Origin of the sequence: Xylanibacter ruminicola 23, assembly GCF_000025925.1 — a bacterium.
In the GTDB taxonomy this organism is placed as follows: domain Bacteria; phylum Bacteroidota; class Bacteroidia; order Bacteroidales; family Bacteroidaceae; genus Prevotella; species Prevotella ruminicola.
This window is the reverse complement of the sequence record NC_014033.1, coordinates 2,846,115-2,869,916: the sequence shown is the minus strand read 5'-3', so window position 1 is coordinate 2,869,916 and position 23,802 is coordinate 2,846,115. Positions and strand designations below refer to the sequence as shown.

The following is a 23,802-nucleotide window of genomic DNA, read 5'->3' as shown; positions in this document are numbered from 1 at the left end:
ATGTATTTGACTATTTGACAATTTTCTATTTTACAATTAAAGGAAGGCGTAGCGACAGATAAACAGAGCGGCCAGCAGGATAGTGGCCCAGTTAATGTTGTTACGCTCGTCCTTATCTTTGAGTGTGCCCGACAGCAGATGGATGAGTACATACGAGATAACACCCATCAGGATACCATCAGAGATACTGTAAGTAAGTGGCATCATCACGATACATACAAAGCATGGGATGGCTGTAACATAATCGCTGAAGTCAACCTTGCGGATGTCGTGCATCATCATCACACCAACCAGAATCAGTGCGGCGGCTGTGGCCTGTGCTGGGATGGCCAGGAACAGGGGCGCAAAGAGCAATGCTACTGCAAAGCAGATGGCGGTAGTAAAGCTGGTAAGACCAGAGCGGCCGCCTACGTTTACACCCGAAGCACTCTCTACATAAGTAGTTACTGTTGAAGTACCCAGCATAGCACCAACGGTGGTACCGATGGCATCAGCCATAAAGGCCTGGTTCAGGTTCTTCACGTTACCGTTATCATCAACCATGCCGGCACGGTTTGATACACCAATCAGGGTACCGATGGTGTCGAACATATCGATAAACAGGAAGGTGAGTACCACTACCACCATATCTACGGTCAGGATGTTGTGCCACTCAAACTGCCAGAAGATGGGGCTGATTGATGGTGGAACCGACATCACACCTGTGTAGTTGGTAACACCCAGAGGGATACCTACGATGGTGGTTATCAGAATTCCAATCAGCAGCGAGCCTGTTACCTTGCGTACCAGCAGTGCGGCAGTAAGCAGAATGCCGAAGATAGCCAGCAGCACAGCAGGATCGTGCAGGTTTCCTAAGGTGATGAATGTAGATTCTGATGAGGCTACGATACCAGCGCCCTTCAGACCTACAAAAGCGATAAACAATCCGATACCTGGACTGATGGCTCGGCGCAATACCAGTGGTATAGCGTTAACAATATGTTTGCGCAGGCCTGTAACCGTGAGCAGGATGAAAATCAATCCCTCGATCAACACAGCCGTAAGTGCAAACTGCCAGGTGTAGCCCATGGTAAGCACTACGGTGAACGCAAAGAATGCATTCAGACCCATACCAGGTGCCAAGGCAAATGGCAATTTGGCATAGATGGCCATAACCAACGTACCTACAACAGCTGCGATACATGTGGTGGTAAACACTGCCCCTGCATCCATACCGGTTGCCGAGAGGATGCTTGGGTTTACGGCTAAGATGTAAGCCATTGTTAAGAAGGTGGTAATACCACCAATAACCTCCTTGCGCAAAGTCATTGTGGAGGCATCAAATCCAAATAATTTCTGAAGCATATCGTTTTTATTTATCCAACAGTTCCTTCTAATGATACTGATAATAGTTTCTGTGCCTCAACGGCAAACTCCATAGGCAACTTCTGCAGCACTTCCTTGGCATAACCGTTCACAATCAGTCCAACGGCCTGCTCGGTGGGGATACCGCGCTGGTTGCAATAGAAGAGCTGGTCTTCCGAAATCTTCGAGGTGGTAGCCTCGTGCTCAAACACAGCTGTGTCGTTGTGCACATCCATATAGGGGAAGGTATGTGCGCCACAATCCGAACCTAACAGCAGCGAGTCGCAGCTTGAGTAGTTACGTGCATTGTCGGCAGTAGATGCTGCACGCACCAGTCCGCGATACGAGTTCTGTGAGTGACCAGCCGAGATACCCTTCGAGATGATGGTACTCTTGGTGTTCTTACCAATGTGTATCATCTTGGTACCTGTATCGGCCTCCTGATAGTTGTTGGTAACAGCTACCGAATAGAACTCGGCTTGCGAGTTATCGCCGCGCAGAATGCACGATGGGTACTTCCAGGTGATGGCACTACCCGTTTCAACCTGCGTCCACGACAACTTCGAGTCAACACCACGCAGATCGCCACGTTTGGTTACCAGGTTCAGCACACCGCCCTTACCGTTCTCGTCGCCAGGATACCAGTTCTGAACGGTAGAGTATTTCACCTCGGCACGGTTCATCACGATAATCTCAACGATGGCGGCATGCAACTGGTTCTCGTCGCGCATAGGGGCTGTACATCCCTCCAGATACGATACGTAGGCATCGTCGTCGGCAATAATCAGTGTACGCTCAAACTGACCTGTGTTACGGGCATTGATGCGGAAGTAAGAGCTGAGCTCCATAGGGCATCTTACACCCTTGGGGATATAAACAAACGAACCATCGCTGAACACAGCCGAGTTGAGTGCTGCAAAGAAATTATCTTTGTAAGGCACTACTGTTCCCAGGTACTGACGCACCAGGTCGCCGTGCTCCTTGATGGCCTCGCCAATCGAGCAGAAGATAACACCCTTTTCGCGCAGCTTCTCCTTAAAGGTGGTCTTTACCGATACGCTATCCATGATAGCATCAACGGCTGTGTTACCACTCAGGGCCAGGCGCTCTTCAAGGGGGATACCTAACTTATCAAAGGTCTTCTCCAGCTCTGGGTCGATCTTGCCGTCGCCTTCGGGCTTCTTAGCCAGTGGGTCGGCATAGTAGCTAATGGCCTGATAGTCAATCTCTGGCACATGCACATGGCCCCACTTAGGTTCCTGCTGCTCCTTCCAGTAGCGGAACGCCTTCAGGCGGAACTCAAGCATCCACTCGGGCTCCCCTTTCTTAGCAGAGATGAGCCGAACGATATCCTCGTTCAGCCCTTTCTCGATTATTTCAGTATGTACGTCGGTAGTGAAACCAAACTCGTATTTTTGTTCAGCTACCTGACGTACAAATTCATTCTTATTATCTGACATTATTACAGTTTCTGTTCTACCTCAATCTCTGTGAAGGTCTCGATGATATCACCTACCTGGATATCGTTGAAGTTAACCAGTGAGATACCACACTCCAGTCCGCTTGCAACCTCCTTGGCATCGTCCTTGTAACGCTTCAGGGCGTCGATAGGAGCGGTGTGGATCACGATACCATCGCGGATAACGCGGGCCTTGTCCTTGTTGTGTACCTTACCGCTGGTAACCAAACCACCGGCAACAGTACCAACCTTCGAGATTTTGAATACCTGCTTAACCTCGATCTCACCAGCCAGAATCTCCTTCTTAACCTTATCAAGCATACCCTGCATGGTCTGCTTCACATCGTCGATAGCGTCGTAGATGATAGAGTAGGTATTGATTTCTACACCCTCGCGGTCGGCAGCCTTACGGGCATCGGCCGAAGGACGTACCTGGAATCCGATGATGATAGCCTCTGAAGCAGATGCCAGCATGACATCGTTCTCCGAAATCTGACCCACAGCCTTGTTGATCACGTTCACCTGAACCTTCTCGGTAGAGAGCTTGATGAACGAATCAGAGAGGGCCTCGATACTACCGTCGGTGTCACCCTTAACGATGATGTTCAACTCGTGGAACTCACCCAGAGCGATACGGTGCGACAGCTCGTCCAGTCCAAGCTTGGTGGTGGTACGCAGGCTCTGCTCGCGCTGCAGCTGGATACGCTTGTTGGCAATCTCGCGGGCCTCCTGCTCACTCTCCATCACGTGGAACGAGTCACCAGCAGTAGGAGCACCGTTCAAACCAAGAATGATAGCTGGCTCGGCAGGACCGGCCTTTTCAATGCGCTGGTTTCGCTCATTGAACATAGCCTTTACCTTACCCCAAGCTGTACCTGCAATCACTACGTCGCCTACCTTCAGTGTACCGTTTGATACCAGTACGGTTGAAACGTAACCACGACCCTTGTCGAGCGAACTCTCGATAATGCTACCGGTAGCCTTACGGTTAGGATTAGCCTTCAGGTCGAGCATCTCGGCCTCGAGCAGTACCTTCTCCAGCAGCTCGTCAACGCCGATACCCTTCTTGGCGCTGATCTCCTGGCACTGGTACTTACCGCCCCATTCCTCAACCAGCAGGTTCATGTTGGCCAGGTCCTCACGAATCTTATCGGGGTTAGCACCTGGTTTATCTATCTTGTTGATAGCGAATACCATTGGTACGTTAGCAGCCTGTGCGTGGGCGATGGCCTCCTTGGTGGTAGGCATCACTGAGTCGTCGGCTGCTACGATGATGATGGCGATATCGGTTACCTGGGCACCACGTGCACGCATAGCGGTAAATGCCTCGTGTCCTGGGGTATCCAGGAAGGTAATCTGTCGGCCATCCTTTAGCTTCACGTTGTAAGCACCGATGTGCTGTGTAATACCACCGGCCTCACCGGCAATCACGTTGGTGTTGCGGATGTGGTCGAGCAGCGATGTCTTACCGTGGTCAACGTGTCCCATCACGGTTACGATTGGAGCGCGGCTGATCAGATCGTTCTCATCATCCTCCTCCTCAGTAATGGCGTTCTGTACTTCGGCTGATACATACTCGGTGGTGAATCCGAACTCCTCGGCTACGATGTTGATGGTCTCAGCATCCAGACGCTGGTTGATAGATACCATGATACCGATGCTCATACAGGTACCGATAACCTGGTTCACACCTACGTTCATCATGGTGGCCAGCTCTGATACGGTTACAAACTCGGTAAGCTTCAGAATCTTGCTCTGTGCTGCCTCGGCTGCCATCTCCTCGTTCATGCGCTCTGCTACGGCATCACGCTTCTCACGACGGTACTTGGCACCCTTCTTATTCTGGTTCTTCGAGGTAAGGCGGGCCAGTGTTTCCTTAACCTGGCGTGCTACTGCCTCGTCGTCAACCTCCAGTGGCTTCTGGATGGGGCGGTTCTTCTTGTTCTTCTTGCCGCCACCGTTGTTTCCATCCTGGAAGTTCTGGTTGCCACCCTTGTTCTTCTTATTGTTGTTCTGGTTGCCGCCATTACGGTTTTCCTGACTGGCTGCAGCCTCGATGTCAACACGCTCCTTGCCGCCGTGAATGCGCTCGCGCTTCTTCTTCTCGCCGTGCATCTGGGCCTGCTTCTCCTCTCGCTCCTTGCGGCGCTCCTCCTTCGACTTCTTCTTCGGACGAGTGCTCTGGTTCAGCGAGTCGAGGTCGATCTTACCTACCACGTTAAAGTTAGGAGCCATCTTCTTCTCGCTCTTCAGCGTAAAGATGCTCTTCTGCTCGGTAGCGGCGGGCTTCTCCTCCTGCTTGGGCTCAGCTTTTACCTCGGGCTTAACCTCGGCTTTGGGCTCTGGTTTTGGCTCAGGCTTCACCTCAGGCTTTGGCTCGGGCTTGGGTTCGGGTTTTACTTCGGCTTTCACCTCGGGCTTTGGCTCAGGCTTAACCTCAGGTTTGGGCTCTGGCTTTGGCTCGGGTTTGGGCTCGGCCTTAGGCTCAGCGGGTGCTGCTGCCTGTGGCTTCTCCTCCTGATGCTTGGCGGGCTTGCCCACGCTGCTCAGGTCAATCTTTCCTAATGGAGTGAAAGTCTGCTTGATTTCATCCTTTACCTCAACGGTTTCAGATTTAAAGTCGGGTTTAGCTTTCTTCTCCTTTTTGGGGAATATCATAGCGGCCTGGTTCTTCACATCCTTGTCGCCCTTAAACTCCTTAACCAGCGCGTTGTACTGCTCGTCGCTAATCTTGGTGTTCATAGTGGCGTCGTTGATCTCGCCCAGGTTCTTCTTCTTCAGATAGTCAACGGCCGTCTGAAGTCCGATATTCAATTCTGTTAATACTTTATTTAATCTTACACCCATTAAACTTCAATTTTTCAGTTTTCTAATTTTCAATTCTTACTCAAACTCCGCGCGGAGTACATCCAGCAGCTGGTCGACGGTCTCTTCCTCCAGGTCGGCCTTCTCAATCAACATTTCACGTGGAGCATTGAGCACAGCCTTAGCTGTATCCAGTCCGATAGCCTTGATGGCATCGATAACCCACTGGTCGATCTCGTCTGAGAACTCATCCAGGTAGATATCCTCATCGGCCTCGCCTTCGTTAAGCACACGGAATACGTCGATGGTATATTCGGTAAGCATAGAGGCCAGCTTGATGTTCATACCGCCACGACCGATGGCCAGCGATACCTCCTCGGGCTGCAGATAAACCTCGGCCTTGTGGTTCTCCTGATCCAGGTTGATGCTCGAAATCTTAGCTGGGCTAAGTGCGCGCTGGATAAACAGCTGGGTGTTAGCCGAGTAGTTGATCACGTCGATATTCTCGTTGCACAGCTCGCGAACGATACCGTGCACACGGCTACCCTTAACACCTACGCAGGCTCCTACTGGATCGATACGGTCGTCGTAGCTCTCAACAGCCACCTTGGCACGGTCGCCAGGGATACGGGCCACACGCTTGATGGTAATCAGTCCGTCCTGAATCTCAGGTACCTCAGCCTCGAGCAAACGCTCTAGGAATACGGGGCTTGTACGAGAGAGGATGATACGAGGGTTGTTGTTCTCGTTCTGTACCTCCTTTACTACGGCACGTACGGTCTCGCCCTTGTGGTAGTTGTCGCCAGGAATCTGCTCCTGCTTTGGCAAGTGCAGCTCGTTACCCTCATCGTCAATCAGCAGTACCTCGCGCTTCCAAATCTGGTAAACTTCACCGCTAACTACCTGGTGAACCTTATCCTTGTACTTCTGGTAGAGTGAGTCGTGCTCCAGCTCCAGAATCTTCGAAGCCAGAGTCTGACGCAGGTTCAGAATGGCACGGCGACCAAACTTAGCGAACTGTACCTCCTCTGATACTTCCTCGCCAACCTCGTAGTCGGGCTCAATCTTCTGAGCCTCGCTCAGCTCAATCTCCTTGTTCTCATCCATCACCTCGCCGTCGGGTACTACCACGCGGTTACGGTGAATCTCAAAGTCGCCCTTGTCGGGGTTTACGATCACGTCAAAATTCTCGTCCGAACCAAAAATCTTAGCGATAACGTTACGGAAGCTTTCCTCCAGTACGCTCACCAGTGTGGTACGATCGATGTTCTTGGTTTCCTTGAATTCCTGGAAGGTCTCAATCATTGAGGGGCCCTTCTCTTCTTTTTTTACTGCCATTCTTATATTGTTTTTTTAATTTTTACCAAACTACAATCCTTGAATTATTACATTCTTGAATTTTTTAATTTTTACATTTTATTTAAAGGCCAGCACGTACTTGGCGTACTTCACCTCGTCCATCTGGTAGGTCTTATCTACATCTACCAGCACGGGGCGCTTCTTGCCTTCAATCTTCTGCTTTTCCTGTACGGTAATGGTAAAGCTTGGGGCATCTACTGCCTTCAGCGTGCCCTGTACCTTCTTACCATCGGCCTGCAGCACCTCAAGGGTGTCGCCAATGTGGTTCATGTATTGCTGGGCTACCTTAAATGGCTGACCTAAGCCGGCGCTGCCCACTTCCAGTTCGTATTCTCCGAGTTCCTCGCCCAGGCGCTCCTGCAGGAATCGGCTCAATGCTGCACAATCCTCGATCCATACACCATCGGCATGGTCAATCTCAATCACGATGCGGTCATCAGCCGCAAAGTTCACGTCTACCAGGAAGTACTCGTTGCCCTGCAACCACTCTTCCGTTAATGTCTGAATAATCTCTTTATTTATCATCTATCAGTTATTAAAATGTGAAATGAGAGACTCTTTCGAGCCTCTCATTCCGCTGAACGGGTGCAAAATTACGAATAATTCTGCAATCCTCCAAATTTTTCCACACTTTTTTATGCTAAATCACTAAAAATCATTCGTTTAGGGGCGTTTTTGGTGATATTTACGGGCGATTTCTTCTGCAGCTGTATCAACTGGGCAGTCTGCTTGGGCTTCTTGGGCTGCAGTATTTTCTTGTACTCCTCCTGATTCTTCAGCAGGCGTATGGCCTCTTTCACCTGTTTGTCGTAGGCCAGGGCAGCCTCGATGGTGCCGCGCTGGTAGTAGTAGGCGGCGATGATATCAGTCTCCAGCACCTGTCGCAGCACCTTCTCGTGCTTGTCCAGATCGGTAGCCACGTTGTGGTTCAGCTGCTTCTCCAGCTCGTCAAAAGTCTGCTTGGCATCATCGTAGTAGCCCTCAAACTTAGCTGTCTTTACCAGTTCGGCCAACTGCTTCTTGCTCACGGGGTCGTAAGTAAAACCGCTCTTGATGACGCGGGCCTTAAACTCCTGCCAGTCGGCAGCGCTGATGTGGAACTCGGTAGCAGGTGCTATCTGTGGGTGCTTGGCAATGTAATCCACCACGTAGTCGAACATCACCTCGGTTGAGTCCTGTCCGCTGGCACTCAGGTAGAAGGCAATGTTAGGTATGGTGTCGCCCTTCAGCTCTACATCGGGCATAATGCCACCGCCATCGCGCACCTCGCGACCGTTGCGGGTGTAGAACACCTTGGTGAGCGAATCGGGTATATGCTCCTGATAGCCCATGCCGCGCTTGTAGTTGTAAGCCTGAATGCAGCGTCCGCTGGGGATGTAGTATTTCGAGGTGGTTACCTTCATGTTGGTATTGTAAGGCAGGTCGATAGGTATCTGTACCAATCCCTTGCCATACGTACGCGTACCTAATATAATGGCGCGATCCAAATCCTGCAGCGCGCCGCTGGTAATCTCGCTGGCCGATGCCGTCTCGCTGTTCACCAGCACCACCATGGGCATCACGGTGTCAACGGGCTCTACGCGCGTTTCGTATCCCTTGCTGGCCTGGCGCAGTTTGCCTCGGTTCTCAACTACCTTTACGCCTTTTGCCAGCCAGATGTTCAAGATATCCACAGCCTCCTGCTCCGATCCGCCGCCATTGCCGCGCAGGTCGAATATCAGCGATGTGGCACCCTGTTTCTTCAAATCCACAAATGCACGACGCACCTCCTTGGCGCATCCCTCGGTAAACTGGTTCAGTACAATGTAGCCCACGCCATCCTTTACACCGTAGTAGGGCAGTTCGGGAAGTTTGATGTTGCGACGTGTAATCTTAAAGTTCATCAGCTTACCTGTGCTGGGGCGCATGGCCTTCAGTACAAAGGTAGTGCCAGGCTCGCCACGCAGATGACTGCTCACGTAGCCCACCTCTTTCGATATCATCATCGAGTCGTCGATACTCAGTATGATGTCGCCCTTCTTCAGTCCGGCCTCGGCGGCTGGCATGTTCTCGTATGGCTCGTCAATCACCACACGGTCCAGTTTCTGGTGTTTGCGCACCACGGCGCCTATACCTGCATACTTTCCTGTAAGCATCTGTCGCAGGTTCTTGGTTTCGTCCTGTGCGTAGTATTCGGTATAGGGGTCAAGACTGCGTAACATGGCGTTAATGGCTGTGCCCACCGTTTCCTTGGGGTTCAGCGTATCCACATACAGCAGGTCCAGATTCTTATATACGTGGTTCAGTATATCCAGCTGCTTAGCCACCTCAAAGTTATGGTCGCTGGTTTTCTGGGCCATTGTGGCGGTGGTGGATAGGGCCATCGCGCAAAGAGCTATCATTAATCGTTTCTTCATCATCCTAATATAATTAATGTTTATGGCTGCAAAATTACAAGATTTACGGCGAAAAACGTGCATTTTTGTCTGAAAAATGAAAAAAATTAAGGTTTATAGTCATTTTTTTCCAAAAAAGTTTGGTAGTTTCAAAAAATCCTCGTACTTTTGCACCCGCTTAACAGCAATACCTGCTTCAGTAGCTCAGTTGGTTAGAGCACCTGACTGTTAATCAGGGGGTCGTTGGTTCAAGCCCATCCTGAAGCGCTTAAGTCCCAATCGCAAGGTTGGGACTTTTTTTTGTATTTAACAAAAAAATAACGTTCGGTTAACCCTTTTTGCCATCGAAAGTAGTTATCTTTGCACCGTCAATCAATAAATAAGAGATATAAAATGATGAAAGCAACGGATAAACAATCGATTATTATTGCATGCGTATTCCTTAGTGTGCCATTCCTCAATATGCTTCAAAACCTCCAGTTTATGGGGTGGGGCTATATGGTAGGCAGCGCATTCTATGTAGCATTGTTGTTCACTATGGCAGTTGTCTTAATTAAGTATGCCACATCCAACGAGCAGATGCATTTTTCGACCGCATTGCTAAAGTGCGCCAGTAAATATTGGGCTTTCGCCTTTTCCTTCATGATGCTGATACTGGTGTTTACCAAATATGTTATTATGAGTTAGAAGCGAGAGGACCGGCATTCGTTGTGAATGTCGGTCCTCTTGTGGTTGGGGCTAAACCATCCTTAGAATGGTCCGTGGCCCATGCAGCTGCCTGCGTGACCAAAAGCACAATAGGTGAGATAAAGCACGCAGCACAGCGTTACAAGGATGCCGCCGATGATGCCTATGGCGCCAATGGCGAAACCAATCACAGGGGTGACCACACCGCCGCCTGCAACGGCAGTTATCATCAGTCCTGAAATCTGATTGGCTTTGTCGGGTTGAGCCTGGATGGCCTTCGAATAGATGATAGAGAATACCGACGAGGCAAAAAAGCCCACGGCCCCGATGCATGCCAGGTTAACCATATCGTGCTCTACTGTCAGCATCACCAGCAGCGCAGCGATGCAACACAGGATATTGACTCTGAAATACTTGATGCTTGCCACGCGCGACAGCGCAAACACACCTATCAAGGCGCCTATGGTTCGACAGAAGAAATAAACCTGAGGTGCAAACTTTACTGCGTCCTCATCCCATCCGAACCGCATGGCCATCAGTTTGGAACTGATGTAATTGGTGCCCACATCAACACCCACGATAAAGAAAATGCCCAGAAACAGCTGAAGTATCGTTTGATTCTTCAGTAATGCGAACGAAGAAGAAAGGGATACCTGGCTCTCGGCAACAGCTGGTTCGCGCTTGATAGGGGTGAGCATCAGCCAAACCGCCGACAGTAGGGTGGTGAAACCCAATAGCGGGAAACAGTAGTACCACTTATCCTCGCCGCCATAGTTTACTGCCAGCAGTACGATTTCCGGACCTACCAGTGAGGATATTGCCTTGATAACCTGACCGGCAGTAAGACTGCTGGTCAGGAGTTTATCATCGGTTATCACATTATTCAACAGCGGATTCAGCGATACTTGCAGAATGGCGTTGCCAATGCCCAGCAGGGCATAGGCAAGCATGCAGGTTGTGCTGTTATAGGTCACCAGCGGCAGGAGCATGCCCACCACGGTGATACCCATACTCAGCAGAACGGTGTTTTTGCGGCCCCATCTGTTCATCTGATTGCCCACAGGGATGCTGAGGAACAGAAACCAGATAAATACCAGCGAAGGCACGAAGCCTGTCATCACTGGCGACCATCCGAAACTGCGCTGTACATAGTCGGACGAGATGCCTACGATATCGCAGAAGCCCATGATAAAGAACCCGAACAGTATCGGGAGGGCAGAAAAAATCGGTTTTTGTTTCATGATGATAGTTGTTGGAAGTTGATGTACTGTTGATTACTGCGGACAATGAACGGGTGCTTCCAGTCCCCAGTTGTTATTGGGCTGAGTGCCCATTTTGAGCTTGAGTACACCACCCTTGAAGAGCTCATCGCGGAACAGCCAGCACTTGTTCCAGGTTTTGCCGTTCAGTTCGGCCGACTGGATATAGCTGGCACCAGCGCCATTACCTTCTGTTTCGATAACGAACGTCTTGCCCGATGCGTATTTGTCGCTCAACTGAATCTCGATTCTGTCGAACAGCGGACTGCCCAGCTGATAGGTAGGATGCTCGCAGGCACCGCCCTGCACATCAAACAAGCCCATCGCTGCCATCACAAACCAGGCACCCAGCTGGCCCTGGTCTTCGTCCTGACCGTAGCCATAACCATGCTCGCCAGTTGTGCCATAGAACTCCTCGCAAATCAGGCGGGTCCACTTCTGGGTGAGATAAGGCTTGCCTGAGAAGTTGAACAGCCAGGGGATGTGCAGACTTGGCTGGTTGCCATGATTATACGGACTGGCCACACCCGAGAAGGCATTCACCACCTTGCCGCCACCAAAGATGGTTTTTCGGGCTTCGGTGAAGACCGAGTCGAGGCGGTGATTAAACTCTTCCTGACCCATGCGGGCCACCAATGCCTCAGGATTCTGTGGCACAAAGAAAGTGTATTGGAAGGCGTTACCCTCCTGGAAACCGCGCCACGACTCCAATGGGTTGAAATGATCGATAAAATCGCCGTTGGCCACGCGCGGACGAATCATCTTCAGATCGTCGTCGAACAGCTTGGTCCAACCGTTCGAGAGGGCCATCAGCTGCTTGTAGTCGGCCTCCTTGCCCAAGGCTTTGGCCAGTTGTGCTACCGCATAGGCGCTGAAACTATACTCTACGGTATGAGAAACCGAGAATTGAGATCCGCCACGATGTGTGCCATAGAAGATGCTGTCGTCGAAGGGTACATAACCCTTCTCTACAAACTGGCCCACATCCATCTTTCCTGCACCCTCGATACGGTTGTCAGAGCAGAGCTCGTTCTTCAGCGCAGCCTCGTAGGCAGTGGCTATATCAAAATCGCGAATGCCGCTGTTATAGGCGCCTGCAATAGCGATGCTCACCATATTGGTGCCTACACCCGACACGTACTTGCTGTTGGCAATGCCATCACCCAGCCAGCCGGCATCCTTGTAAACCAGCAGCTGACTGTTCACCCACTCGTTATAATACTCAGGATAAGCCATGGCCCATAGCGGTGTCAGGTTCCAGTAGGCGCCCCAGATGGCGTCGGTATTGTAATGATTGTGGAGAGGTTTCCCGTCTTTACCCGCAGGGATTACTCCCACGGTGCCGTCGTTCTTGGGATAGGCGCCATTCACATCGCTGGCAATTCCTCTGCCCAGCAGCACGTGATAAAGACCTGTGTAGAACTTGATCTTGTTGTCGTTCGTGCCGCCTGATACCTTGATGCGGTTCAGGGCCTTGTGCCACTTCTGGGTTGTAGCAGCCAGTGCCTCGTCGAATGTCAGGTTCTTGGCCTCTGTCTCCAGATTCAGCTTGGCATTGGCAATCGAGGTGTACGACAAACCGATTTTTACGTTTACCTGATCGTTCTGACGGGTGGTATAGTTCAGACTCATGATGGCACCAGGACCTTTAATCTCTGTACCGGCTTTCAGGCTGTCGCCCTGATAAAACACATCTACCGATGCAGGTGCCTTGTCGAGCACAGCATAGAAATACATCGATACGGTGGCGCCTGCCTGATATTTCTTCACATATTCAGGCTCTGTAACCACATAGCCCTCGATGGTGTTGCCGTCGATCTGATGGATATAGGCATCCTTCACAGCGCCACTCTCACCCTGGCGGTTACCGATGTTGAGCAGAATGTGCGACGACCTGGATGCTGGGAACGTGTAGCGTTGGAAACCCACGCGTGTTGTGGCTGTGAGTTCGGTTTTTACCTGATAGTCTTTCAGCAGTACCGAATAGTAGCCGGGATGAGCTGTTTCGCTATCCTTGTCGAAGCGCGAGCGGAAACCTTCGTCGGGTTTCTCCAGCTTGCCAGGCACCGTTTTTACCTCGCCTGTAACAGGCATGAGCGAGATGCCGCCAACCTGAAACTCGTGCAGACAGGGGAATCCGTCGATAGAGGTGTGACCATCCTCGTAGCCAATGGCTTCCCATCCCTGATTGTTGCCATAGGTGCCATTGGTCGAGGCGCCCAGTTTGGCCATGCCGAAAGGTTCGGCAGCGGGCGTGTAGAAGAACCAACGACTGTGAACGGTGCCCAGATTGGGCTTCACATAGTCAATCAGCGTTTCGTCGAGTGGGGTACTTGTTGTTGTGGAACAGGCTGCCAATCCAAGCAAGGACAGTATTCCTAAGATAAATCTAGATTTTTTCATTTTCTGTGTTATGTTTAAAGTTATCTGTTGTTGTCGAGTTGTGCTAAAGCAAATGTGTAGGCACCCAGTGCGATGGCGCGGCTGGCGCCCAGTTCAGATACCATCACACCAATCTTCGTGTCGCGTGAATATCTGGCACGCTTGTCCGACAGGGGCACCATTACCAGCGTGTCCTTCTCTTCCAGGAATCGGGCCATCTCGTGGGCATCGCTCAGGTTGTAAACATCCATCTGCAGACAATGGAATGTGTTGCCGGCAAAGGTTCCAACCTGCGATCTCAGTTCGCTCATCACGCCCGGCAGGATATACTTGGCTGCACCTGCCAAACCGCCGCCTATCACCACCATGCCATCAACGATGTTGAGGGCGTTGGCAATAGCGGCACCCGCCATCACACCTAACTCTCTGAAAGCGGCGATGGCAGCTGAAGGGTTGCCTGGTGTGGTGCCTTCGGCGATATCAAAGATATCCTTCGGTGTCAGGTTGGCGTCGTCGGTCTTCGACAATTCGGCATAAACCCTGCGCACGGCCCTGATGCTCACACTCTCTTCGGCTATCAGCTCAGGATATTTCTTGTTGCGCATAATCCACACATCACCGCCACAGCCGTTATCGCCTGTCAGCAGTCGGCCATCGATGACGACACCTGCGCCGAATCCTGTTCCCAAGGTGATGCCAATCAGGTTGCGATAGCGCTTGTTGCAACCATGCGATGCCAGCAGATTGTTGATGGCAGGCAGCGAACCAGCCAGTGCTTCGCCATAGGCAAACAGGTTGCCGTCGTTGTTGATGAAAACGGGGATGCCAAACTTCTCTTCCAAGAAAGGACCTAAGGCCACACCGCCCCTGAACGAGGGGAAGTTGGGCAGGTCGCCAATGATGCCATGCTCGTAGTCGGCAGGCCCTGGGAAAACAAAACTGATGGCCACAGGCTTTGATGGCAGCTGCTGCATCACCTGCGAAAATCCTTCAACCAGAACGTGCAGACAAGCCTCGGTATCATCCGTCACAGCAGCCAGTCGGATGGGCACTACCAGTTCCTTACACCCCTGGATGGCCGAGAATACGAAGTTGGTACCTCCTGCATCCAGTGTTAATACAATTCGTTTGTCGTGTTGGTACATAATATAATAGTGGTTTTAAAAATTAGCAACGCACGTATGCTTTGATGGTGACGCATGTCTTACCCTCCGAGGCGCCATAAGGGCGGATGGTATATTCGCCTACGCAGGCAGGGATGATAAATGTTTCGGCATAGTGCACAACGAATGGCTCGAAGGCTTGGGTGGGACTCTCGATGATGGCCTCATCGCCTTCCAGCAGGTTGAATACATTCACACTGCCGTTGGTGGTATGATGCACGGACTTGCTGAAGGTGTGGCGACGGGTTTCGATAAACTCATTGCGATGCAGTCCCGTGCGCTCCTCCTGCCATCCGTCGCCCTCGGCAAGGGTTTCAAACTGATTGCGCAGATGTTGATATACATACTGCGTGTCGCGGCCCCAGTCGATCACATCCTTTCCACGTTCCACGTTGATGGGGCGCGGTTTGCCGTCCAGCCCCAGTCGTTGCCAGTCCCACAGCTTAAAGGTGAAAATGTTTGGCGTCGAACTGATTTCCAGCACCATGCTCTCAGCACCCGAGCAATGCACCGTTCCGCCAGGAATCAGAAAGTGGTCGTGCTTCTTGGCCTTAATCTTATTCACATATTTCTCGGTGTCGAACACAAAACCGCCTTTCTGAGCCTTACGCAGGTCGTCGATCATCGCATCCTTGTCGATACCTTCTTTCAGTCCCAGATACACCACAGCATCCTCTCCGGCATCCAGCAGATAGTAGCTCTCGTCCTGTGTATAGTACATGCCGAAATTCTCGCGGATAAACTGGGTGGTGGGATGCACCTGCAAACTCAGATTGCCACCGCCCATGGTGTCGAGAAAGTCGAAACGAATCGGAAAATCCTTGCCAAAACGGGCCTCTACAGGCTCACCGAGCAATGGTCGGCTCTTCAGCAGCACCAGATCGACCGAGGGCAGCTCGAAACGCACGCCGTTCACCTCGAACAGCAGACTGTTCTCCTCGGGCACACAGTCGAAACACCAGCCGAAGTTGGTTTTCGAGCGGTCCAGGTCGCACACCTCTTTCATCCACTGGCCGCCCCATGGAGCTGGGTCGAAGAAAGGTACCACGCGGAAGGGCGTTTTCGAGGTTTTCTCGATGCCCTGAAAAAAGGTACTGCTGTCAATCATCTTGGGTTCGCCTGCGATATGGGTGTCCAACCACCAGTCGATGCTTGTAAAGAGCTTGTCTTTGTACTTGTCGAGTACGCGCCAGTCGATAAACAATCCGCGTTTGTATTGGATCGACACGGCATCCTCGCGGTTGTCAACGCCCAGCGCCATCACCTCGTGCCTACGGAATCGCTGCTGTATCTCCCAGCGGGCCATGTCCACATACACCTTCAATGCGTTGGCAGGGGCTACCAGGCAGGCGCCAATACCAATCACTACTGTAGGCACTGTGGCTGTTGCCAGTTCGTTGCTGGCGGCGCGCAGTTTCTCTTCGCTGAAGAAATCGACCATTTTCAGGTTGGTGATGTAGCCAAACAGCACATCGTCGGTCATAAACGGTTCGGTCATCTTCCTGATTTCCTCTTCGGGCTTCATCAGGTCGCGGGTATTGATAATCTTTCCCCATCCCGAAAAAGCCTCGATGATCTCGTTTTCATACACGCCCGTATATAGGTCGATACACATTGCGTTGCCCTTTATAGCCCCTTTCAGCTGGGCCATGATGGCATCCCATCCCTGTAAGATATTCCCCTCAAACTTGGTCGAAGGAAACTTGTCATAATTTGATTTTCTCATTATTTATTTTAAGTCCAGTATGTTCAGCACATGTTGTTTCGGTTTGCAAAAGTATATCCCTATAAAGAATAAACAAAATTAATTTGCATTTTTTAAAAGATACTTCCTCAATTTGCATTTTTTTCAGATGAATAGCCCCATCTGCAGGGCATATATACAAAGAAGAACCGGCATCCAATGGCTTGAATGTCGGTCCTCCCATAGTGTCGGTTTCTACCATGCTTACACTGGTCAATATCCCATGCAGCTGGTAGCACCCAGCGCCGTTACTATCGCCGTAGCGATACTTGCAATCATTTGCACGATAAACTTGATGGTTTCTCTCTTACTCATAATGTTTAATTTTTGATGGTTAATAATTTGGCACGGATTACACGGATTTTTTCTTGGCACGAATTTCGCGAATTACACGAATTATTATCATCCGAGGACTTAATTAATCCGTGTAAATCCGTGTCATCCGTGCCTAAAACTTAGTCTCCGATAGGTTCGTGGCCGCCGCCCTGGTTTCCGCCTCCGGTGTTTCCACCGTTGTCGCCATTGGTAGGCTGGTCGGGGTCCTCCACGTTACCATCGTCGGTACTGGTCACACGCTTCACCTCCTTGCCGTCGCGGTCAAAACAGGTAATCTGCACGGCCGTCTTCGACAGCTCCTCCTTCAGATCGGTGTCGGGGGTAAAGATAATGCGACGACTCGAAATCAGTCCGGCCTTCACCTCGTCCACCTTCTCAACGCTCTTGGCGCGCAAGCCGAATCGCATGGTACCCAGTCCGGGCAGCGCAACCGAGTGGCCTTCGGTGGCCCATGCCTTAATCACCTCGCCAGCCGCATCCCAGCAGGCCTGCATCACACCCTTGCTCACGCCGCTGCGCAGGGCAGCCTCCTTAATCACCTTGTCCTGAGTCAGAGCCGTGTACAGCTCCGGCATCATCACGTAACGATACTTACCAGCATACTTGCCGATGTTCTGCAACTGTTCCTTAGCTTTTACTTTCAATGCCATAATCTTTAATGTTAAATTCTTTAATTTTTAAATTTTTACATTCTCCTAACGTCTCATTTCGATCGAAAATCCGCCTCCCCCGTGGGCCCGTAAATTTTTTCTCGTGGGCGCGTATATTTCTTCTCTCAAATCAACAATGCAAAGGTACGACATTGGCATTGCGGTTCACGAATGCTTAATGTTTAATCTTTCATGTTTCATGTTTAATGTCACTTCGGGGCCGCGGTCGCGATGGTCAAAGTCATTTTGGTCAAAATCGAAAACCAACTGTCAAATTCCGCCACTATAATATAAATATTCTATTTATATATAGTGAGCAATGACCGCGTTTCCGAAATCGAAAATGACCACTTTGACCTTGACCACCATGACCACCGGTCGCGGGGGGCCCCGATTCAGGGCACCCTCGCGATTCGCGACGGTGCCTACGAAACCCGAGACTTTCTTTGTTGGCAAAGATGTGGCACTGGCGCTGGGGGATAGCAAACCTGAAAACGCTATTTCCACACATGTTGATATCGAAGATAAAACCACTACCCTGATTCAGGGGACTGGTTCTAACTATAAATCGAAAGTAGTTATCATCAACGAAAGTGGTCTCTACTCACTGATTCTCTCTTCAAAGCTTCCACAGGCCAAAGCCTTTAAGCGGTGGGTTACCAGCGAGGTGCTGCCACAGATTCGCCAGACGGGTGGTTAAAATGGTCAAGGTCATTGTACCTCGGATGCACTATATGTTTGGAGTACAATGTCAGTAATTAATAAGGGCGGATTTGCTTCTTAATTCTATGTTTTTCTCGGTTTTTATATCAAAATGCCACAAAATTGTCAAAAATTATGTTAAACTGACGAAAGTGTAACGATATTTCCCAAAATTGTTGTAATTTTGTATCCGTGTTCATAGAACACTAATCTTTTTGAGACGACAATGAGCGAATACTATTTTTACGGATTGGCAGCACTGATGTATCTGACCACTTGCTGGACATTTTCTGCGGTACGATGGTTCCACACCTGTCGCGCCCCCAAGGAACGCCACAAATATATCTGGCCCGATCGCAAACTACAGTGTCTTATCTACCTTTGCGCCACCATCCTTCTACCATACATCATCAACCCGGCTAGTCCGTCGGCATGGATGCTGGAAAAATCATACTTCCCGGCCTGTTACTATTTCTACTGTGGCGTGCTGCTACTCTGTTTCTTCGGCTCGGTAAAGCAATGGAACCAGTGGAAAACCGTAAGTTGGGCAGCAGCGCTGATAGTTGTCGCCACCATGCTCGTACCCGCCGTCGATGCCTGGTTTCCCTCAGGAATTCTAAATGCCCAAGGGTTGCGCATCTGGAACTACGTGGTACTCATTGAGAGTATCATCATGATGGTTTATTCCGGGCTTGCCATGTGGCAGGTGAAACACTGGATGGAAGAGGCGCGCGACCAGAACTATTCCAACCCTGATGACTTCCCTGCTGACTATGCCCGTCGTGTCTGGCTCGCCCCTGTACTCTTCACACCGCTGCTTTGGCCCGCCTACATTTGGGACTCGCCATTGTGGATGGCCATTGATAACGTGCTCTTGGCGGCATCCAACATCCTATTGCTGCTCAACGTCATGCCTGCTTGGCGACGCAAGACCATTCTCTCGTCATCGGAAGCCGACATAACCGAATGCCACGAAGAACCGACTGATGATAACAAGAATGAACAGATAGAACAAACTGCTATCGAGATAGAGGAATACGTCAAAGGCCAGCGTGCTTATCTTGACAGTCACCTGAAGCTCGATGATGTCGTGGCTCACACGCATCTCGGCCGAACCAATGTCTCGCTTACTTTCCGTTGCCATTTCAGCTCATTCGCCAACTATGTGAACAGTCTACGACTGACTCACTACGAGCAATATCTGTCTCAACACCCTAACGAAACCAAGGAATCTGCTGCTCTTGCATCGGGCTTCTCGTCATACACGGCCTACTATCGCGCTAAGAAAAAACTTGAAAACGAAGGATTGAGTCCCAAAACGACAAAATGATACAAATGGTAAAGTTTTTGGGATAAATGAAGTATTTTTGCGATGGTTCTTACATCGTTTCTTACACGTTTTGTACAATTTGTAATGTGTCTTGCATTCATATGTAATGAACTTGCGCTTCATTTGTAATGCGTTTGTACAATTTGGTATGGTCGATTCCGCATAATCTCCGTACTTTTGCCGCCATAAACCAATTTTTCTCTTCATCCGCGCCTGCTGGCGCAACATTCAAACGGGCGACAGACAGCAAAGTCGCTATCTTTTTTTATAATATCACTATATGTATTGCTTTATTCAACTATTCCATGATTCATCTCGGGCAATGAATCGTTTTGTCAAAAATGCCCATCCTACCGTCCATAAAGGACGATTGTTATTAACCCTGCTCTTCATGCTAGTCACCGCCGTTACGACGTGGGCCGACAACGTGACGCTGACACCATCCACATCCACCACGTGGACGAACGGCAACACTTACGTGACCAACGGCGACGTGACCATCGCAGATCGTATTACCGTCGAGGGCGACGTGACGCTCATCCTTACCGACGGCTATACCCTCACAGCCCCGAATGGCATCGAGGTGAGAGTTGGTAACTCTCTGACCATCCAAGGCGGCACTAACGGCACTGGCAAGCTGACCATTGAAAAAAATGGAATTAGTAGAGCCGGTATCGGAGGTGGCTTTAAAAAGGTCGGTATTAAAAAATATCCAACCCAATACGGCAATATCACCATCAACGGCGGTATCGTCAACGTCAAAGGTGGTGCACAGAGCGCTGGTATCGGCGGCGATTCTAATAGCGAACTCGACGGCAACGGCACCATTACCATCAACGGTGGCATCGTCAACGCCACGGGTGGTAACAAGGCAGCTGGTATTGGTGGTGGCAATTGTAGTTATGATAATGGTGCCTATGGCGGCTGCGGTAAAATTGTTATCAACGGTGGACAGGTGACTGCTACCGGCGGCGAAAATGCTCCTGGTATAGGTCCGGGCAATGGCGCCGCAGACAAAACCAGCGGATCGCTGGTCCTCGGCTGGGCAAAGACTTTGGATTTCATCCAAGTCACAGGTGGAAATTCCAGCGGAGCTTATGGCTTTAGCAACCGTCTTGGCAGCATCAGCTTCGCCGATGGTAAAAAGTTCAATATTGTAGGTGTTGGTGAGGCAACTACCGAGAATATCAAGAAAAAGGTGAGTTTGACACTCGTTCCTAAGGGCAGTGAACAAAACCAGCTTTCTGCTGCCACCATTTCGGGCATCAGCGCCTCGTACGATTTGACGGGCAGCTACCTCGACATCCCCTTTAGCGTGAGCGATGCCGAAGGACATACGCTCACACTGGGCACTGACTACACAGCCACGCTCGGAACGACATCGCAGGAATCGACCACCATCCATATCACCGAAGGGGGCAAATACACGCTGACCATCAATGGCAAGGGCTCGTACACTGGTTCGAAGTCCATCGCCTTCGAGGTTATTTCCATCGGCTTCAAGAAAGATGCCAATGGTGTTGACTACATCAACATGCCAAAGACCGGCATCGAAAATGCTACCATCCCCGAGGGCGTAAGCTCGTTTAAGGTGTATGATGATGGCGGCGCTAAGGCCAAATATAGCAACTCTTATGATGGCGGTCTCGTTCTAACTGCTCCCGACCACTATGTCCTGCAGCTCACCGGCACGGTGACGGCGGAAGTGCAGGTAAATAATCCATTAGACTACTTGATGGTGTATGATGGCGGCTCTACCTCTGCACAAAAGATTGGTGACAAGTATGGTAGTGAGTCAGGAGAGAACATCGGTACGCTCATCAGCAGTGGCACGCAGATGACACTCACCTTCCATAGTGACGTATCCGGACAAAGAGATGGCCTCGACCTGACGGTGACGCTGAAGAGAGATCTCGGGAGTTGTGTCATCGCTGATATAGATGACCAGCCCTATACAGGTTCTGCAATCGAGCCTGATTTGGTGATTACGTATGAGGGAACGGCACTTGTGAAGGATGTGGATTATGAGGTGACTTACAGCAACAATACGATAGTAGGTACAGCAACCATCACTATTACCGGTAAGGGAAATTATGCTGGAACGACATCAAAAACATTCACCATCGTTAAGGCTACACCCACTGTCACCGCTCCGGCGGCTGTTGAAAACCTAATATATACAGGCGGGAGCCTGAATCTCGTGGCCGCTGGAACAACCGACTTCGGCACATTGCTTTACAGCACCGACGGCAATAATTATTCAGCTGACATCCCAACAGAAACGAATGCTGGGACTTATACCGTATATTATAAGGTGGCAGGCGATGCCAATCATAACGATGTTTCTGGTTCTATCGAGGTGACCATCACCCAGAAGGCCGTTACCAATGATGGCATCACCGTCACCATTCCGTCGCAGACATGGACGGGCAGCGGATTGACACCCGTCATCACCGTGAAGGATGGCGAGACCGAGCTCATTAAGAATACCGACTACACCGTAACTGCTCCGAGTGGCACGATTCAAGACGCAGGTGACTACACCTATACAATTAGTGGCGTGGGCAACTACTCGGGCGAGAAAGCAGCGACGTTCACCATCAGCCCGAAGGCTGTGACCAATGATGGCATCACTATTGCCGCCATCGCTGACAAGACCTACACCGGCTCTGCCATCGAACCAGGAGTAACCGTAAACGATGGAGAAAAAACCCTTACGCTTGGAACAGATTACACCATCGGGTATTCTGCCAATGTGAATGTGGGTACTGCCACTGCTACCATTACCGGCAAGGGCAACTACTCGGGCGAGAAAGCAGCGACGTTCACCATCATCCCGAAGGCTGTGACCAATGATGGCATCACTATTGCCGCCATCGATGTCCAGACCTACACCGGCTCTGCCATCGAACCAGAAGTAACCGTAACCGATGGAGAAAAAAACCTTACGCTTGGAACAGATTACGAGGTGGCTTACAGCAATAACATCAGCGCAGGAACAGCTACCGTCACCATCACCGGCCAGGGCAACTATAAGGGCGAGACCACGGCGACATTCACCATCGCCCAGAAGGCCGTGACTAGTGATGACATCACCATCGACATTCCATCGCAGACATGGACGGGTAGTGAGATTACTTTCGACGAGAAGGCTGTTGTCGTGAAGGACGGTGAGAAAACACTCGAACAGGCTACAGACTATATTGTGACTGCTCCAACTGACAAACTGCAGAATACGGGCGACTATACCGTGACCATCAACGGTGCGGGCAACTACGCAGGTTCGATAACGGCGAAGTTCACCATCGTGCCGAAGGTGACTACCTATGGAGCCCTGACTACTTCTGAAGACCAAATCGGTAAGATTGCAACCATTGATGGAACATCTATCGGTACTGTTGAGATTACTGACAATCCAGTTGTGGAGGCAATCACTCTGAACCGTAAGTTTAGTAAGGATAAGGCTTCAACCATCATGCTGCCATTTGATTATACCTGCGACAAGGCAGATGGTGGCGTTTTCTATGACTTTGTGGATGTTAAGAAGGATGAGCAAACCAAAAACAATCAGTGGGTGGCTACCATGACGAAGGTAGACAAGCTGACGGCCAATACACCATATCTGTTTATGCCTGCAGATGATATCAATGGCATCACGTTTACTCTCTCCGAAAAGGTTACACTGAACACCACCAAGGGTGGCGAATGCCAGAAGGCTGATAAGGGTAGTAATTGGACGTTCAAGGGCACCTATTCTTATATCAAATGGACTAGCGATACCAAGGATAACGATTATACCCAAGAGCGGTCCGATGAGATTGGCAAGGTTTACGGCTTTGCTGGCGTGGCAAAAACTGGCATCAACGTTGGTGATTTCGTGAAGGTGAAGAGCGGCGCCAAGATTCGCCCGATGACCTGCTACCTACTGTGGAGCAACACGCCGAATGCATCTAAGACCCGTGGTGCTTCAGACGAGGAACTGCCCAGTAGCATCGTAGTCAGACTACTGTCGAATGTAGGACCTGGTAATCAGGATGACGACGACAATCAGGGCGGTACAACAGCCATCGGTACGCTCGACACTGAAACGGGCGAGATTGACTTTAGCGGTTGGTATGACATGAGCGGACATAAGCTCAGCGGCAAGCCCACCAAGAAGGGCATCTATATCAATAATGGTAAAAAGGTTGTAATCAAGAATTAAAGA

Annotated in this window: 17 protein-coding genes and 1 tRNA gene; 5 read left to right on the top strand and 13 right to left on the bottom strand. The window is 50.5% G+C overall.

The window, feature by feature from the left end; translation table 11 throughout:
* Positions 1-36: 36 nt before the first annotated feature.
* From PRU_RS12215 to PRU_RS12190, 6 genes are all read right to left on the bottom strand, one after another.
* Positions 37-1,344 (bottom strand): NCS2 family permease, encoded by a 1,308-nt coding sequence (locus PRU_RS12215; RefSeq protein WP_013064072.1) that lies wholly within the window; start codon positions 1,342-1,344, stop codon positions 37-39.
* Between the two features lie 11 nt (positions 1,345-1,355).
* Positions 1,356-2,804, bottom strand: coding sequence for a Fe-S cluster assembly protein SufB (sufB, locus tag PRU_RS12210; protein ID WP_013063074.1), 1,449 nt, complete (start codon positions 2,802-2,804; stop codon positions 1,356-1,358).
* A 2-nt stretch (positions 2,805-2,806) separates the two neighbouring features.
* Positions 2,807-5,650: a translation initiation factor IF-2 gene (gene infB / locus PRU_RS12205; protein WP_013065133.1), complete on the bottom strand. Its 2,844-nt coding sequence runs from the start codon at positions 5,648-5,650 to the stop codon at positions 2,807-2,809.
* A gap of 36 nt (positions 5,651-5,686) precedes the next feature.
* Complete coding sequence (nusA, locus tag PRU_RS12200) at positions 5,687-6,946, bottom strand: transcription termination factor NusA (RefSeq protein ID WP_028906567.1); 1,260 nt, start codon at positions 6,944-6,946, stop codon at positions 5,687-5,689.
* 78 nt (positions 6,947-7,024) lie between these two features.
* On the bottom strand, positions 7,025-7,492 hold the full coding sequence (gene rimP / locus PRU_RS12195; protein ID WP_013065455.1) for a ribosome assembly cofactor RimP: 468 nt from the start codon (positions 7,490-7,492) through the stop codon (positions 7,025-7,027).
* Between the two features lie 110 nt (positions 7,493-7,602).
* On the bottom strand, positions 7,603-9,363 hold the full coding sequence (locus tag PRU_RS12190) for a S41 family peptidase (protein ID WP_049769224.1): 1,761 nt from the start codon (positions 9,361-9,363) through the stop codon (positions 7,603-7,605).
* A gap of 172 nt (positions 9,364-9,535) precedes the next feature.
* On the opposite strand from PRU_RS12190, the gene PRU_RS12185 reads away from it, so the two are divergent.
* Both PRU_RS12185 and PRU_RS12180 read left to right on the top strand, forming a co-directional pair.
* A tRNA-Asn gene (locus PRU_RS12185) sits at positions 9,536-9,609 on the top strand.
* A 126-nt stretch (positions 9,610-9,735) separates the two neighbouring features.
* Positions 9,736-10,029, top strand: a complete 294-nt coding sequence (locus tag PRU_RS12180; protein WP_041386210.1) for a hypothetical protein — start codon at positions 9,736-9,738, stop codon at positions 10,027-10,029.
* A gap of 62 nt (positions 10,030-10,091) precedes the next feature.
* Here the strand turns inward: PRU_RS12180 and PRU_RS12175 are convergent, their stop codons facing one another.
* From PRU_RS12175 to PRU_RS12150, 7 genes are all read right to left on the bottom strand, one after another.
* Positions 10,092-11,270 (bottom strand): MFS transporter, encoded by a 1,179-nt coding sequence (locus tag PRU_RS12175; RefSeq protein ID WP_013064642.1) that lies wholly within the window; start codon positions 11,268-11,270, stop codon positions 10,092-10,094.
* A gap of 33 nt (positions 11,271-11,303) precedes the next feature.
* Positions 11,304-13,691, bottom strand: a complete 2,388-nt coding sequence (locus PRU_RS12170; RefSeq protein ID WP_041386208.1) for a GH92 family glycosyl hydrolase — start codon at positions 13,689-13,691, stop codon at positions 11,304-11,306.
* Between the two features lie 20 nt (positions 13,692-13,711).
* Positions 13,712-14,815, bottom strand: coding sequence for an ROK family protein (locus PRU_RS12165; protein WP_041386207.1), 1,104 nt, complete (start codon positions 14,813-14,815; stop codon positions 13,712-13,714).
* Positions 14,816-14,837: 22 nt separating this feature from the next.
* Positions 14,838-16,559: a class I mannose-6-phosphate isomerase gene (locus tag PRU_RS12160; RefSeq protein ID WP_013063792.1), complete on the bottom strand. Its 1,722-nt coding sequence runs from the start codon at positions 16,557-16,559 to the stop codon at positions 14,838-14,840.
* Positions 16,540-16,779 carry a hypothetical protein gene (locus PRU_RS12155; RefSeq protein ID WP_041386206.1) on the bottom strand — a complete coding sequence of 80 codons (240 nt, stop codon included), beginning with the start codon at positions 16,777-16,779 and terminating at the stop codon, positions 16,540-16,542. Before PRU_RS12155 ends, PRU_RS12160 begins: the two co-directional genes overlap by 20 nt.
* 11 nt (positions 16,780-16,790) lie before the next feature.
* A complete protein-coding gene (locus PRU_RS16155) occupies positions 16,791-16,892 on the bottom strand; it encodes a smalltalk protein (protein ID WP_176763597.1) in 102 nt (33 codons plus the stop codon).
* Positions 16,893-17,032: 140 nt separating this feature from the next.
* On the bottom strand, positions 17,033-17,563 hold the full coding sequence (locus PRU_RS12150) for an HU family DNA-binding protein (RefSeq protein WP_013063534.1): 531 nt from the start codon (positions 17,561-17,563) through the stop codon (positions 17,033-17,035).
* 343 nt (positions 17,564-17,906) lie between these two features.
* On the opposite strand from PRU_RS12150, the gene PRU_RS12145 reads away from it, so the two are divergent.
* The 3 genes from PRU_RS12145 (at position 17,907) to PRU_RS12135 (ending at position 23,799) form a co-directional block, all read left to right on the top strand.
* Positions 17,907-18,263 (top strand): BRO-N domain-containing protein, encoded by a 357-nt coding sequence (locus tag PRU_RS12145; protein ID WP_224083053.1) that lies wholly within the window; start codon positions 17,907-17,909, stop codon positions 18,261-18,263.
* Positions 18,264-18,491: 228 nt separating this feature from the next.
* Entirely contained in the window at positions 18,492-19,595 is a 1,104-nt protein-coding gene (locus tag PRU_RS12140; protein ID WP_041386205.1) for a helix-turn-helix domain-containing protein, read from the top strand.
* Positions 19,596-19,917: 322 nt separating this feature from the next.
* Entirely contained in the window at positions 19,918-23,799 is a 3,882-nt protein-coding gene (locus tag PRU_RS12135) for a beta strand repeat-containing protein (RefSeq protein ID WP_143040111.1), read from the top strand.
* The last annotated feature ends 3 nt before the right edge of the window (positions 23,800-23,802 follow it).

Excerpts from the sequence above, each read along its gene's own strand:
- PRU_RS12215 (WP_013064072.1), bottom strand. The coding sequence starts at position 1,344 with ATGCTTCAGAAATTATTTGGATTTGATGCCTCCACAATGACTTTGCGC.
- sufB (WP_013063074.1), bottom strand. The coding sequence starts at position 2,804 with ATGTCAGATAATAAGAATGAATTTGTACGTCAGGTAGCTGAACAAAAA.
- infB (WP_013065133.1), bottom strand. The coding sequence starts at position 5,650 with ATGGGTGTAAGATTAAATAAAGTATTAACAGAATTGAATATCGGACTT.
- nusA (WP_028906567.1), bottom strand. The coding sequence starts at position 6,946 with ATGGCAGTAAAAAAAGAAGAGAAGGGCCCCTCAATGATTGAGACCTTC.
- rimP (WP_013065455.1), bottom strand. The coding sequence starts at position 7,492 with ATGATAAATAAAGAGATTATTCAGACATTAACGGAAGAGTGGTTGCAG.
- PRU_RS12190 (WP_049769224.1), bottom strand. The coding sequence starts at position 9,363 with ATGAAGAAACGATTAATGATAGCTCTTTGCGCGATGGCCCTATCCACC.
- PRU_RS12180 (WP_041386210.1), top strand. The coding sequence starts at position 9,736 with ATGATGAAAGCAACGGATAAACAATCGATTATTATTGCATGCGTATTC.
- PRU_RS12175 (WP_013064642.1), bottom strand. The coding sequence starts at position 11,270 with ATGAAACAAAAACCGATTTTTTCTGCCCTCCCGATACTGTTCGGGTTC.
- PRU_RS12170 (WP_041386208.1), bottom strand. The coding sequence starts at position 13,691 with ATGAAAAAATCTAGATTTATCTTAGGAATACTGTCCTTGCTTGGATTG.
- PRU_RS12165 (WP_041386207.1), bottom strand. The coding sequence starts at position 14,815 with ATGTACCAACACGACAAACGAATTGTATTAACACTGGATGCAGGAGGT.
- PRU_RS12160 (WP_013063792.1), bottom strand. The coding sequence starts at position 16,559 with ATGAGAAAATCAAATTATGACAAGTTTCCTTCGACCAAGTTTGAGGGG.
- PRU_RS12155 (WP_041386206.1), bottom strand. The coding sequence starts at position 16,779 with ATGGTAGAAACCGACACTATGGGAGGACCGACATTCAAGCCATTGGAT.
- PRU_RS16155 (WP_176763597.1), bottom strand. The coding sequence starts at position 16,892 with ATGAGTAAGAGAGAAACCATCAAGTTTATCGTGCAAATGATTGCAAGT.
- PRU_RS12150 (WP_013063534.1), bottom strand. The coding sequence starts at position 17,563 with ATGGCATTGAAAGTAAAAGCTAAGGAACAGTTGCAGAACATCGGCAAG.
- PRU_RS12145 (WP_224083053.1), top strand. The coding sequence starts at position 17,907 with ATGACCACTTTGACCTTGACCACCATGACCACCGGTCGCGGGGGGCCC.
- PRU_RS12140 (WP_041386205.1), top strand. The coding sequence starts at position 18,492 with ATGAGCGAATACTATTTTTACGGATTGGCAGCACTGATGTATCTGACC.
- PRU_RS12135 (WP_143040111.1), top strand. The coding sequence starts at position 19,918 with ATGAATCGTTTTGTCAAAAATGCCCATCCTACCGTCCATAAAGGACGA.